Raw genomic sequence first — 13988 nt, 5'->3', positions numbered from 1 at the left:
GTTGAGATCTGTTTGGCGCGGACATCGGGGCCTTTGAGTTTCCGCGAATGGCGCCGCGAACCGGGCGTTTTGCAACCGACGAAGCTTGTCGCGCGAAACGGCGCCCTTCCTTCCCCACACCGTGAAATGTCCAGAAGGTGCGTTCGCCTGACGGCCATCGTCGGCCGGAAGGCGCGAGGTTACGCCAGATAGGCCGATGAAAGGAGCAGCGCTCCGAAACCCATTGCGAAGGCGGTGCTGGAAATCCGGCGCCTGGCATGGGGTTGATCGGCCTCGGGCACGATGTCCTCGATCGTCGCGGTCAGCAAAAGCCCCGCGAATGCCGCCAGCACGAATCCGGTAAGGACCGGCCCCGCATCGGCGAGCACCATGTAACCGACAAACGCGCCGAGCACCGGAAGGAATGGATAGATGGCCAGAGCCTTCCAACGCCGCGCCCGGCCGATGTTGGCGGAGCGGAAATTGGCGGCAATGGCGAAACCGCCCGGCAAATTGCCGATGACTTGCGACAGCGCGAGGAGCAGACCGAGTTCCGCCGCCACCGCGCCGCCGCCGCCGGTCATCAATCCGTCGGTCACCAGATCCACCCCTACCGCGGCATAGGCTCCCCATGTCGTTGCGCGCCCGGCGGTATTGCTCATGCGCCGCCGAATGCTGCGCGTTCCCTTCGCGATGCAGGCCGAGCCCACCGCGCCCATAAGAATGGCGCCGGCCAGTATCCAGGTGTCGATCCGGTCCTGCGCGCGGGGGATAAGCTCGATCGCGGCGACGGCGGTGGCGATGCCCGCCGCTGCGTGAAGGGCCCCGCCGACGAGCCATTCCGGCGGCTTGCGCCATTCGGCCAGCCCGACGCCCAGAAGATTGCCGATCGACGGCAAGAGGGCGAGCGCAAGAACAGCAAGGAGACCGGACCCTTCCATCGCTTTATCGGATGATCTTCGAAAGCAAGCCGTAGTCCTGCGTGATCCGCCCGCGCGGGAAAGCCAGAGCCGCGACCGCCAGCCCGCCGATCACACTTACCGCGTTATGCAGCGTATCGCCGCCGAACAGGAACGGCGCGAGCGCAATTCCAAGGCCAAGCGGAACGAGAAAATAGCGCGTGATGCGCATGACCTCGGCCGCCGCCACCGCCAGTACGGTAAGAACCAGCGCGCCCATCAGATGATCGACATCGGCCAGGATCCCCTCTGCGCCCAGCGTGAGGCGCGTGAACATGAACGAGGCGCCGATCAACCCCGCCAGCCAGCAGGTCCACGGCAAATTGACCCCACCCGTCCACATATCCCTTAATATCGCGCCGGGACCGCGGGCGAATTCATCGCGCGGTTCGGTCATGCCGCGGCCCTCATCCGTATCGCCGAAGAACAGCACGCGCAGCACACTGCAACCGACCTTGCGTCGGCGCTTGAGAAACGACAGGCTGGCGGCCAGTTCGTCGACCGAATACGGTATCTGGATCAACATCGCCGCCCCGCCGATCAGGGCCAGCGTACTCCACGTGCCGATCATGATCGGCTGAATTATGATGAACCCGATCGAGACAATGCCCAAGGGTACGATCATCAACCCGAACAGCAGGACCAGCCATGGCATGGTCCGCCACCGGGCGCGGCTGCCGATGACGCCGGTGACGATCTCCAGCATGTAGGTGTAGGCACCCAATGCGGCATCGGGCACGGGAAACGCCTCACTGACCGAAGATGTGACGATTTCTTCGGTCCCGTTCTGCGGATCGGTGGCGGAACCGTTGAAAAACGGCTCCCACACACCGTCCACCTGCCCCATCTGATAAGCCGCGAGATAGCGCGAGAACAGCACGCCGACCAAGGCGAGCGCGATGATCGGCACACGCTGCGTCCATGCCGATGGATTGAACGACCAGCCGGGCGGCACCTCGGGCCGCGCAACCCGCGCGACGACCGTTGGGCCGATTTCGGGCGGCGCGGCGATGGCCAGCCCCATGATGAACGCACCCACCAGCGTATCGGAAAGATAGGCAGCGGCGTTCGGCGTCACGAAAACGATCGGAAGCCCCATGACCACAACGCCGATGCCCGCCGAAAGCCAGCGTGCCCACCCCAATCGCCAGCTGAGCGAGAGGCCCGCGGTGACGAACAATCCCGCACCCAGTACAATTTCGCTCCATGCATAGAGCGTATTGTCGATCCCGATAAGCGGCGGCTGTGTCATCAGCCAGACCGCCAGCAGCATGTTGACAAGGTGCGGCCACCGGAATTGGCGGTGCAGGTCGATACGCCGCGCTTCCACCTCCCGGCGCAGGGTTTCGGCGTTGCCGGAACAGGCGTCGCCGGCATCCTTCAACCAGTCGGTGGGAGTGATCCCGTTGCGTTCGTACCAGGCCAACGGATCGCGTTTGAGATTGGCGATCATCGCCGGCAATTCGTCCTGAAGCCGGTGCGCCGGCCGCCAGGCCAACCAGTCTTCGGCGCGTTTGATGTCGAGCGCGTAATGATCGTCGGCCATATCGATCATGAAAGGTTGGATGAACGGCTTTTCGCCATGGTCGATCGCGTCGGGCACGATCGGTTCGGCCTTGTCCTGCGCCCAGGCGCCCGCTTTCGCCAGCGGCGCGGGCACCTTGATCGTTGCCCAGTTCTTCTCGCCGTGGATCAACGTGCCGATCCGGTCCTGCAGATCGTCATAGCCAAGGGCATAAGGCTCCCCGATCAGGATCGCCGCATCCTGCGGGAGCGTCGCGCGTTCTTCGATCGTGCGGCGCATGGCAACCACCATGTCTTCGCGGTTGAGCATCGCCTGGCCTGCATTCAGCGGCCCGGAATAGAGATGCGATTGGAAGCTGCGCTCGTAGATGCGGGCGATCTGCTGTGACAGGGTGGGTACCGCGCGTTCGTCGTCATACACACCGGCAAGGCGCAGGATGGCATACGGCATCATCGCTTCCGCACGGATGATGTCCTCCACCTTTTTCTTCGATTCCGGATACGCCCAGCGTGGATCGAACGGACTGTCCTCATCGATCCGCCCGCCCGGATCGGTCGGTTCGTGGACCAGCATGGTGCTGGCATAGACGAAGCGTTCGACATCCGCCTGTGCCAGGGCGTTCAACAGGTTGCGCGTCCCCTGCTCGTTGACCTTCTCGTAAAGGGGATTGGGTTCGCCGCTGAAATCGAAGAAGGCGACGAGGTGGACTACCGCAGCGATATTGCGGCCGTGCTTCTCGACGATATGACGGATCGCCTTGTCGACGGACTTCGCATCGCTGATGTCGAAGGCGATAATGTCCCGCTCGCCATCTTCGTCATGGTGGTCGAGCCCGACGATGCGATAATCGTTTTCGAGCGCATCGCAGAGCGAACTGCCGATGTTACCGGTGGCGCCGGTTACGACGACAAGCGGTTTCGGATCGGTTTGGCTATCTGGCAATGGATGCTTTCCCCGTATTGATCAAACGCCGAACGGAAAGGTCTCCGCCGTCGTGCGGTACGGCTCGTGTTCTTTAAGCGGCTGAAGCGCGCGGGTTTCGTCGAACCAGCACCACGCATCGAACTGGCGCGGCAGTATCGCTTCGCTATAATGGCTCCAGCGTTCGGTTTCCGGCCGGTAAATGACCCCGATGAACCGTTCCAGCCGCGGCTCCGACAAACGGTCGCGCAGTCGCGCATCCCCCGACAGGTCGAGCAGGAACCGCAGGGCGCCACTATCGTGGCACACCCGTTCGTAGCTGTCTCGGCGCGAGGGGTTGATGCGCTTGACCTTGCGATCGCCGCCCCATTCGTCGGCCGCGCTGACCGTGCCGCCATGCGTACCAAAGCCGATGAGAGCCACCGCATCCTCGCCCCAACGCTCGCGCGCGAGCTGGCCGAGATTATGTTCGCCGCGAACCGCGCCCATATCCGTAGCGCGGGCATCGCCGATATGGCTGTTATGCGCCCAGACAACCGCCTTCGCATCCGGTCCGCCCCTGTCGAGAAGATGCGCGAGCGTATCGGTCATATGGCCGTCGCGCAGGTTCCAGCTTTCGGCGCCGCCGTGGTACATGACCCTGTAATAACGCTCTGCCGACGCGACGAGCCGCGCGTTCATCGCAGCAGAAAACGAGCCGCGGTCATGCTCGATCGCGGTTTTCAGCAATGCGCGGCATTGGGCGACCACCGCATCCTCGCATTCGGCGAACCCCTCCTGCATGGCGACGTGCCCGTATGCCGCCGGGTCGGACTGCCACGGGGTCAGGCAACCATACCGTTCGCGCGCCATCGCGGCGGCTTTGGAATCGTGTTCGTCGAGATAGGCAAGGATCGCATCGATCGATCCGGACATATTATAGATATCGAGCCCGTAGAAACCGGCCTGTTCATGCTCGCTGCGCACCGCGTTATATTCGCGAAGATCGGTCAGGAAGCCGGGCAGGACAGTGTTGCGCCACATCCATGTCGGAAAGCGTCGAAACGGCGGCGCGGCATCCCTGTCCGCTTCCTTTCCGCGGATATAGCGGTCGTAGACGGCCGCATCGGGCCAGTCACCTTCGACCGCGACGATTGTGAAGCCGTGGTGTTCGACCAGCCGCTTCGTGATCGCCGCCCGCGCCGCGTAGAATTCATGCGTGCCGTGACTGCTTTCGCCCAGCATGACGATCCGCTTGTCGGCAAAGCGATCGAAGGCGCGCGCAAATGTCTCGTCCTCTATAGGAGGCAGGCGTATCGCAGCCTCGGCAACCATCTCCGACAGGGTCCGTTTCGATGTGGCGCGATGCTCGGTCGCCGCGGGCGAGCCGTCCTGCGCCATGACGCCGGGAAGGAGGGGAACGAAGCGCACCGGGGTAATATCGTGGCTTTTCCAATCCTCGGGCCCGGTCCTCTCGATACAGCGCAATTGCTGCATATCTTCGTCGCCGATAGGGATGACAAGCTTCCCGCCAATCGCGAGCTGTCGTTTGAGCGCCGGGGGAACATCCCCGGTTCGCGCAGACACGATTATCGCATCGAACGGCGCATGCTCGGGAAGCCCGTCCTGCCCGTCGCCGAGCACTATCGTGCAATTCCCGTAGCCCAGCGTATCGATCCGGTCCTTCGCATCGTTGGCGAGAGGCTCGTGCCGCTCGATACCATAGACCTGTCGGGCAATCCGTGACATCACAGCGACGGCGTATCCGCTGCCGGCACCGACTTCGAGCACTGTCGCACCCGGCGACAACCCGGCCGCTTCGATCACGCATGCCACGATATAGGGCTGACTGATCGTCTGGTCCTCCCCAATCGGCAGAGGCTCGTCGTTATAGGCAGATTGCTTGAGGTCATCACTAACGAAGCGTTCGCGGGGAACCGCGCGAAACGCCTTGAGAATAGCGGGATCGTCGATCCCCCTCGCCTCGATCTGCCGCGTGACCATCGCGGCACGATCGGCGCTGTAATGCGCGTCGTCCGTCATATCGTCTTAATGGGCGACCAGGCCGAACGATCCGAAAAACTGCTGCTGCACCAGCTTTCGGGCGTCAACTTGCGCACATACGAGAGCTTCGTTCGTGTATCGGTCGATCGAAATCGCTGGGGTAAACGCGCGATTACATCCCATCGTTTGCCTATGTGTTTTGGGAGCTTTCGCCGGTGAAAGCAGGGCAAATGTTCGAACTCCGCCCCCTAAAAGTCTGCCGATGCTTCGGCGCTATTCTGGGAGCCGAAGTGATTTTGTCGGTTGCACGCCCCGATAACGAACGCGCGCGCCAGGCTTTAATCATAGCATTTCATAGCATGCATTTTGCGATTGGCCCGACCACTTTGCATCAGCGTCATCGTGCGCCGTAAAGAGATTATTTCAGCATTGCCGCAGTATCGGAAGCCTGCAGGGGTCACTGCGTTTGGACGACATTCCTGGAATTTGGCGGGTTCGTCTTTCAGGGCAAAAATGACCTGCTATGTCGTCGGCATCCTTACAGTGAAGGTAATGAAGTACGCTCGCGATCCCGCCTTCTGCTGTGATCAAGCGACGAACGACTTTGTGGAACGTCTCGAACGGCCATGACCACGACACACGGCTTGCCCCGTTTGCAATGCTCAATAAAATGACGGGCAACCCATGCCCGTCTCGTGAACCATTCAATTTCATTCAATATATGGCGGCGGCTGTCTTCGCATCGAACCGACGAGGATGCGGTTGCCATTTTTGCATAAAGGGCGCAAAAAAATGAGCAATATCAGGCCCATCGAAATAGTGTATGGCAACTGCACATTGCGTGGCGCCCGTTTCATTGGCGGCGACAGGGGATCGGTCCTGCTGGTACACGGATTTTCGGATACGCGCACCGGCTCCGGTCGAATGTTCGTGGACCTTGCGCGCCGGCTGGTGCGCGCGGGCTTTTCCGTCATCAGTTTCGACCGGGCGGGGCATGGCGAAAGCGATGGTCGCTTCCTCGATGTGAACGTGCCGGACGAGATCGAACAGCTCGCCGTCATGCTCGACCATCTCGACAGGCCCGCGCACTGCATAGGCCATTCGCTCGGTGCGATGGAACTGGCGCAGCTTGCGAGCCGTGAGCCTGCTCGGTTTCTGAGCCTTTCCCTGCTCGCCCCCGCCGCCTCGAGCGTGGATGAAATCGCAAACGGCATGATAATGGGCGAGCCGTTCGATCGTATCACCACCGACGAGCCTTTCGATCTGGGAGGTCAGGCGCTCGGTCCTGCATTCGTGGAGGGAATGCGAGATTTCGATCCTTATGCAGGGATCGAGCGCTATCGCGGTCCGGCTTTTCTGCACCATGGGGAGCAGGATGAGATCGTGGCGCTGGCCTGTTCCCGGCGTTACCGCGACATCTGGCCACAGGCGCGTCTGACGACCTATCGCAATACCGACCATGGTTGGCACAATCTGCAAGCGCGCCAACGCCTGTTCGACGTCATCGAGGCGGATTTGATGGCGTGCGAAAAGGGATGAGCTTCAAGTTTCGCGGCGATTCTGGAATACCGCGATCGGGCCGCCTGCCGACTGTCCGATTTACGGAGAACCGAACATCTGCCGCCCTTCGGTCAGGCGATCATTGCGCAGTCACTGCTGCTCGTCCCACCCGCTCACCGCATGGCCGCCATGGACCATCTTGCGGATATCGCGCGACGTCAACATGTCGCTGAAGCCCGGCGTGGGCGCGCTGGCCTCGTCGAGCCGGGCCATGTGTTCGGCGCTCAAGACGATGTCGGTCGCGGTCAGGTTGCTCTTGAGCTGGCTGATCTTGCTGGCGCCGATAAGTGTCGAGGCGACGCCCGGCCTCGCCAATGTCCATGCAAGGGCAATCTGCGCCACGGTATGACCGAGTTCCTGCGCTACACTCTCCGCCGCCTGTAATATGGTCCAGTTGCGGTCGGTAAACTTGCTGTCGCCGAACGGGTTGGGGCCGCTGAGCCGGCCGGTGTCGGACGTATCGTCGCGCCTGTATTTGCCGGTCAGGAACCCGCCTGCCAGCGGGCTCCACGGCATCACGCCCATGCCGCCGTCGCGGGCTGCGGGGAAATGTTGGCCTCGACGCCGCGAGCGACCAGCGCATCTTCGAGTTGCATAGCGATGGGGCCGGGAACGCCGCGTTCCGCAGCGATGGTGGCCGCCTTGGCGCCGCCCCAGGCCGGCATGTCGGAAAAGCCATAGTAACGGATTTTTGCCCGCTCACACGAGATCGCCAAGGGTTTGCACGATTTCGCCGACCAGGGTCACCCCGTCCCAGATGTGCATCCAGTAAAGGTCGATGTAATCGGTGCCGAGCCGCCTGAGCGATCCGTCGGACGCACAATTAATGTTTTTCGCGCCCGCGCCGCCAGCGTTGGGGTTGCCGCCGCTGCCTTGCGATGCGGCAAGCGGACTCGCCGAGGGGTTGAAACCGAACTTGGTCGCCAGCACGATTTCGTCGCGCGATCCGGTGTCGGCCATGAATTTGCCGACCATTCGCTCGCTCTCGCCGCCCGAATAAATGTCGGCGGTATCGATCAAATTGCCCCCGCCCTCGCGGTAGGCGTGAAAGATTGCGCGTGCGCGATCCTCGTCCGCACCCCAGTCGCCGAGCCAGAAGTCATGGTGCCCAGCGCAAGCGGGCTCACGACAAGGCCCGAACGGCCAAGGGTGCGAAAATCTGTAAGAGACATGGGAAGTCTTTCATAGCGAACGTTATGAAAAGCGTATTCGCAGGTTTTGGACGCGTGCCAAAGAATTTCGTAACGAACACTATGGATTTCATCCCGCATTCTGACCGCAATGATCGCCGCAGGACCGGTCGCCCGCTGTCGTTCGACCGCAACGCGGCGCTCGAAAAGGCGATGCTCGCTTTCTGGGCGCATGGGTATGAGACAACGTCGGTCGGCGATCTCACCAGGGCCATGGGGATCACGGCGCCAAGCCTCTACACCGCGTTCGGCGACAAGCGGCGGCTCTTTCTAGAGGCGGTGCGGCTTTATGTCGGCGATATGGATGCGGTCGCTTCGGCCATCGATGCCGCGGCAAATTCTCGCGAAGCCGCGCGAACCGTACTGGAAAGGGCTGCTGTCGCTTTCACGGGGGACGATACGCCGCGCGGTTGTCTGCTTGCCAGTTCCACGGCGACCGGCTCCGACGCGGCCGCCGATGTGCGAGAGGCCGTGGCGGCCTATCGCCGCGACTTGCGCGACATTCTGGAGGCGCGGATCGAACGGGACAAGTCTGACGCACTTTTGCCGTCAGATGTCGGAGCGGCTGCGCTGGCCGACCTCGTCATCGCCGTCATGCAAGGGCTGTCCATCATGGCACGGGACGGAGCGGACCGTGATGCGCTTCGGGCGGTCGTGTGGGCCGCGCTCAACGCATGGCCTGCCATACGCAGCGAATGATCGTCGCGGACGAATGGCGAGTTTGTTGACCGGTTAAGGGATGCCGGCTCTGGTAGCATAGGGGTCACAAGCGGACCGGGAATAGGCGAGTTTCCCGCTTTTGTCGAAACAGGTCGGCGGTGACCGCTATTAAACCCTGGCCCAGACCAGAGGCGATAAACAGGGCGCCCTGCCCAACCCGCGATGGCGCGCGCGGCGGCGAGGATAACGGCTCGATCCTCGACATTGGGGTGGACCAGAGCCTTACGAACATCCCGGAGCAATACACACTTTTCCGAAGCCAGGAGCCAGCGCTGAGCGAGTTCGGTTCGATACCATCAGATGTGCATCGCGTACGACGATCAAGCATATCCGCACGGCGGACCTGTTAGTCGGATGTAAATCACTCTCTGATTTCACAAAGAGCGCCTTTCCACAAATACACCATCCCATTACCCGGGCGGGCGTACATTTCGCCGAGATGCCCGTTAAAGGCGAGAATCCCGCCTCCTGCTAACGCGTTTGCAGCGAATGCCCGCCGTAAAGACGCGCACAAACTGATTCCAACAGAGCCGCAACTAAACGCGCAGGTCGATCCCTCGGTCCGACATTCCGCGAAACATCGACAACGACCAGAGGAATGCTCTCCGCCGACAATTCGAATACCGGACCGGGGGGGGATTTCATGCCTCGGGCATTCCATCCCCACCCCGCGTTCCGCAATTGGCCAGAGGCACCGCCCTTCTGACAATGCCGCTCGACTTCCCGGCCCTGTCCTCGCCTCAGGCGAAAACGATGTCGGATTGGTGTATTTGCGTTGTCGATACGATCAAAAGGTCCGCCGACCCGTCGCCATCGACATCTCCGGCCAGGAAAAACTCCCCATCTTCGGCAAAGGAACGAAGCTCGCCTGCGGTGCCCGTGAACTCCTCCGATCCGATCCAGGTGAAACGGTCGAGCGCATCGGTGCCAGACACGGCGTCCAGCTTGCTGAGATCGATACGGTCCTGACGGGTTTCGAAGTCGGTTATCAGGTCGGTCGCGCCATCCGCCGTTTCGAACAGGAACGTATCGCGACCCTGACCGCCTGTCATGACGTCGGCCCCTTCGCCACCGATCAGCAAGTCATCGTGCTGCCCCCCTTCGAGCACGTCATTGCCGGCCCCGCCGATCAGCGTATCGCGACCATTGCCACCGATGAGGTGATCGTCACCCTCGCCGCCGTCCAGGAAATCGTCATGCTCGCCGCCATCGAGGTAGTCGTTACCCTCTCCGCCTGTCAGAACGTCACGTCCATTGCGGCCCATGATGATATCATCGCCCTCGCCGCCATCTACGACGTCGTCATGTTCGCCGGCATCGATGAAATCGTCGCCTGCCCCACCGGAGATAGTGTCCTTCCCGTTGCGGCCGAAAATCTGATCGTCGCCGCTGCCGCCAAAAAGCTGATCGTCGTGCTCTCCGCCGTCGATGTAATCGTTACCGGCGCCGCCATAGATCGTGTCCTTCCCGTTGGAGCCGAGCAGCGTATCGTTCCCCTCGCCGCCGTCCAGGAAATCGTCGTGCTCGCCGCCATCGATGTAATCATCGCCCGCGCCGCCGAGCAGCGTATCATTGCCGTTGCGACCCTCGATCCGATCGTCTCCGCCGAGACCGGACAGATAATCGTCCCTGTGGCCATTTCCGCCCGACAGGACGTCGGCGAACTGGCTCCCTTCGAACCGTTCGATCGAGATATATGTGTCGCCCGCCGCATCGCCGCCGCGGCCGGTCCGGTCCGACGTCGTGATCGCGATGCCCGCCGTTGCATAGCGATAGCTTGCCGTGTCGATGCCCGCGCCGCCATTCAGGATATTGGCGACGCCGTTGCCGATCAACAGATCGTCGCCGCTTCCGCCGATCGCGTTCTCTATCTGGGCGCCATAGGCGATGCCGACATTGTCGATCAGCCCGCCAAGCCGGGGGTTCGCCGCGAAAATCGCCATGTTCGAATCGTAGACCTGGCGTGGAACGGGCGGCAATCCGGCCGCGGCCCGGTTTGCATTCACCTCCTCGAACGAAAGCGCGGATGCGAGCGTTACGCCGCCGATGCTCGACAACGCGCCCTCGCGCAGATCGATGATCTGGTTCGTGTCATATCCGGATGCGTCGATCGTGTCGTTCCCGCCGGCATCCCATATCGTCATGACCGACGCCGGGTTCTTGTCGAAATCGTACCAGTCGCGACCCGCATTCGAATTGAAGCCATAGACCGTATCGCCGGTCCGCGTCGTCATATCCGCGCCGTACATCGCCTGAATTGCCGCGATGTCATGAATGGATGGCACCGCTGAATAGACGGTGGTCGACAGGTTGAAATCGAAATGCTGCGCCCCGGTCGCCCCGGCGGCGAAATAGGACATCACGGTGTAGGCGCGGCTGTCCTGAAAATATTCGGCATTGTTCCCGTATGTAAACGAAACGCCGGGCGCTGCATTATACGCACCGGGATGCGATAGTCCCAGTGAATGCCCGACCTCGTGCGTGAGCGTCTGAAGGCCATAGCCGCCGATGTCGAGTTGGTAATTGCTTGCCTGGCTGGCCGAAACCCATACGTCGCCGGCAATGCCCTGCACCTGAGCGTTGAGATCGGGGTCGGCGGTCAGTGTAGCAAACGGCAGCCTTGCATAGGCCTGCGTCTGTGGCGCATTCGCGAGATTGCCAAAATTGATGTCGGCGTTGTCGGCATCGGTTTCGATAAAGCGAATTGCGGCCACATCGTCCCAGCTTTGCATGGCATCGCGCGTGGCGGCGCGCTGCGCCTCTCCAAAAGAGGCGAAGTTGAAATATTCGTCGAGCGCGTAGACATCCTCGCCGACGTTATAGGCATAGCCGTTGGCGCCCACTTCATCCACGTTTTCAAAGAAGCCGAAGGTGATCGTATCCGGATCGTCGTCAAATCGTTGCGGCGCAGGGTCCGGTCCGTCGTTCCAGCTTGCCCCCGTGCGGTTGAGGTGCGCGGCGATCTGTTCAACCGACCAGATCGGCTTGCCATTCGGCGCCGTCGTGCCCGCAAGCGCGTCAGCCGAAGCATCGAGGACATCGACCGGCAAGGTAAGCGTATCGCCTACCCCCGATTCGATCCGGGGATCGAGACCGTTCTGGCACGCGCCACATTGACAGGTGAAATCAATCGCGCTGCGGATTGCATAATCGGTCATTCGTTTCCTCGTCGGGTTGGACTGTCAATTTTGCGGGGCGCCGTATTGCGCGCACGCCATGGAAGAATTTCATCGAGAGATGCAGCAATCGCCGTTTCGAGCGCCGCATCATCATCGAATTGTGCGACGCGCGGGCGGGATCCGAAAAGAACCTCAGATCCATCGAGCATGGGCCGGAACGGCCGCATGGTGAATGCCACCCCGCCATCCACCGCAAGGGAAGCATGAACGAGAAGCGTAAGGCGTCCCGCCGTCATGACCTGCGCATCGCCAAGGGAGATTACAGATACCGGAATCGCGTTATCATGCGTCGCGAGACGGGAAACCATCTCGCATATCCGGGCACGATCCGTTTCGGATGCGACGCCCTCTTCGGCCTGAAGCAGACAGAGTATCTGCATACGTTCGACGCCGCGAAACGCCAGCGGAACATCTGGGTTCACGCGCGATGCCACAGGGTCATGCGGTATCACCTGCGACGACACGGCACACGCTCCGCCTGCAGTTGCGGCAAGCACCAAAGCAGACGAGATCGCAAAGCGAATTCAAACCCCCATGAAATGATGCAGCGCCGCAATGGCCCGTTGATCAAACCAATACTTCATCTGTCCGCATATTCAATTCCAAAACGGGCCTGTGAAACATCAGTCGCATGTAAACCGCTTTTCCGGGTCGCAAGAGGTGCCTTCTCCGGTTGATTAGGTTCTGCCGATCAACCCGGGCGGCTGGCACCCGGGTCGCTTGCGTTGGACGGCCAATGCGAGGGCGTTCGAAATTCGATGAACGGGAAGAACCTCCCGCGCGCCTTATCCAGCGGCGGTCAATGTCGCCTGCGAACCTCTGGCCGGACCTGTCCCACCACGGTTTCCTGACGGATGTGGCCCCCAAAAACACCGCACGGGCCATCGGGCCGGCTGGCGATCGACAGGCCGTATGCACATCCGCGGCAGGGATGCCGGCTGTTCCGTTACGGACAGGGTCCAGTACCGGCGCCCTGCCGTGTCTGGACGATCGGTTGGATCGAGCCGTCATCGCCATAATGCAGCGGTTCGACCGCCACCGAACGCCGGAATTCGGACCCCTCCCGTCCCGCGATAGCCTGTGCACCATTGTGGTAGAAGAAGTACCAGTTGCCCTTGAATTCCTCGATTCCCGCGTGAATTGTAAAGCTGTTCTGCGCCGCACCGGTTAGCTCGCCGCGATAGGTCCACGGCCCCTCGACCGAAGGCGCGGTCGCGTAGGATATGCGCTCCGCCTTCTGCTCCGGTTCCTTGATCGAGGCATAGGTCAGATAATAAAAGTCGTCCCGCTTGTGCAGCCACGGCCCTTCCAGATAATTCGTCACCTTCAATTCGCGGGGCGCACAATCCAATTCGATCATGTTGGACTTCAACCTGGCAAGATACAGGTTCGAATTGCCCCACATCATCCACGGCGTACCATCGTCGTCGATCATAACGGTGGGATCGATATCGCTCCACGTGCGCCAGGTGTCCGTGTTGTCGAGGATCAGCGCCGACCCGCGCGCGTCCGTGAACGGGCCGGTCGGGCTATCGCCGACCGCGACGCCGATGGCCTTGCCGGGATGGGTGTCGTCATGTTCGACCGTGACGTAGAAGTAGAACTTGCCATCCTTCTCCACCATTTCGGCAGCCCATGCCTCCCCCTCCGCCCAGGCGAAATCGGTGGGCTTCATGAAGGCGCCGTGATCGGTCCAATGCTTCATGTCGGTGGTGGAGTAGGCAACCCACTCGTCAATGCGGAAACCCTCGTCTCCTTCGTCGTGGCCGGCATAGAGATAGAGCCGGTCGCCCACGGTCAATGGCGCGGGGTCGGCCGTGAAACGATTGCGGAACAAAGGATTGCACCCCGATGCGGCGACGCCTTGCGCGGCAGACATCGGTTCCGCGCGTTCGGGCAGCTCGCATCCCGTCAACGCGAATGCGCATGTGGCGAGCAATGTGATCGAAAACCGGTGAAACAAATATACTCT

11 protein-coding genes are annotated in these 13988 nt (G+C 61.5%); 2 read left to right on the top strand and 9 right to left on the bottom strand.

From position 1 onward, the window contains the following. Positions 1 to 179: 179 nt before the first annotated feature. From K4G67_RS07365 to K4G67_RS07355, 3 genes are read right to left on the bottom strand one after another with little or no spacing between them, the layout of a single operon-like run. Complete coding sequence (locus K4G67_RS07365) at positions 180 to 920, bottom strand: ZIP family metal transporter (protein WP_239805742.1); 741 nt, start codon at positions 918 to 920, stop codon at positions 180 to 182. A 4-nt stretch (positions 921 to 924) separates the two neighbouring features. After that, positions 925 to 3405 carry an NAD-dependent epimerase/dehydratase family protein gene (locus tag K4G67_RS07360; RefSeq protein WP_239805741.1) on the bottom strand — a complete coding sequence of 827 codons (2481 nt, stop codon included), beginning with the start codon at positions 3403 to 3405 and terminating at the stop codon, positions 925 to 927. Positions 3406 to 3426: 21 nt separating this feature from the next. Beyond that, entirely contained in the window at positions 3427 to 5406 is a 1980-nt protein-coding gene (locus K4G67_RS07355; RefSeq protein WP_239805740.1) for a protein-L-isoaspartate(D-aspartate) O-methyltransferase, read from the bottom strand. A 753-nt stretch (positions 5407 to 6159) separates the two neighbouring features. Here K4G67_RS07355 and K4G67_RS07350 point away from each other — a divergent pair. Then, positions 6160 to 6906, top strand: a complete 747-nt coding sequence (locus K4G67_RS07350; protein WP_239805739.1) for an alpha/beta fold hydrolase — start codon at positions 6160 to 6162, stop codon at positions 6904 to 6906. 111 nt (positions 6907 to 7017) lie between these two features. Here K4G67_RS07350 and K4G67_RS07345 read toward each other — a convergent pair whose 3' ends face one another. Genes K4G67_RS07345 through K4G67_RS07335 form a run of 3 tightly spaced genes read right to left on the bottom strand, consistent with a single transcriptional unit; the run spans position 7018 to position 7980 of the window. Further along, positions 7018 to 7443 carry an aldo/keto reductase gene (locus tag K4G67_RS07345; RefSeq protein ID WP_239805738.1) on the bottom strand — a complete coding sequence of 142 codons (426 nt, stop codon included), beginning with the start codon at positions 7441 to 7443 and terminating at the stop codon, positions 7018 to 7020. Further along, complete coding sequence (locus K4G67_RS07340; RefSeq protein WP_239805737.1) at positions 7443 to 7592, bottom strand: hypothetical protein; 150 nt, start codon at positions 7590 to 7592, stop codon at positions 7443 to 7445. Before K4G67_RS07340 ends, K4G67_RS07345 begins: the two co-directional genes overlap by 1 nt. A gap of 34 nt (positions 7593 to 7626) precedes the next feature. After that, positions 7627 to 7980 (bottom strand): aldo/keto reductase, encoded by a 354-nt coding sequence (locus tag K4G67_RS07335; RefSeq protein ID WP_338026410.1) that lies wholly within the window; start codon positions 7978 to 7980, stop codon positions 7627 to 7629. A gap of 173 nt (positions 7981 to 8153) precedes the next feature. On the opposite strand from K4G67_RS07335, the gene K4G67_RS07330 reads away from it, so the two are divergent. Next, on the top strand, positions 8154 to 8816 hold the full coding sequence (locus K4G67_RS07330; RefSeq protein WP_239805735.1) for a TetR/AcrR family transcriptional regulator: 663 nt from the start codon (positions 8154 to 8156) through the stop codon (positions 8814 to 8816). Positions 8817 to 9577: 761 nt separating this feature from the next. Here the strand turns inward: K4G67_RS07330 and K4G67_RS07325 are convergent. The 3 genes from K4G67_RS07325 to K4G67_RS07315 all read right to left on the bottom strand — a co-directional run bounded on the left by K4G67_RS07325 (position 9578) and on the right by K4G67_RS07315 (position 13979). Next, a complete protein-coding gene (locus tag K4G67_RS07325) occupies positions 9578 to 11995 on the bottom strand; it encodes a M10 family metallopeptidase C-terminal domain-containing protein (RefSeq protein WP_239805734.1) in 2418 nt (805 codons plus the stop codon). Then, entirely contained in the window at positions 11992 to 12480 is a 489-nt protein-coding gene (locus K4G67_RS07320; protein WP_239805733.1) for a hypothetical protein, read from the bottom strand. Before K4G67_RS07320 ends, K4G67_RS07325 begins: the two co-directional genes overlap by 4 nt. A gap of 482 nt (positions 12481 to 12962) precedes the next feature. Then, positions 12963 to 13979, bottom strand: a complete 1017-nt coding sequence (locus K4G67_RS07315; protein WP_239805732.1) for a family 43 glycosylhydrolase — start codon at positions 13977 to 13979, stop codon at positions 12963 to 12965. Positions 13980 to 13988: the final 9 nt, after the last annotated feature.

Origin of the sequence: Croceicoccus hydrothermalis, from assembly GCF_022378335.1 — a bacterium.
GTDB lineage: Bacteria > Pseudomonadota > Alphaproteobacteria > Sphingomonadales > Sphingomonadaceae > Croceicoccus > Croceicoccus hydrothermalis.
This window is presented reverse-complemented; position numbering and strand designations above follow the sequence as displayed.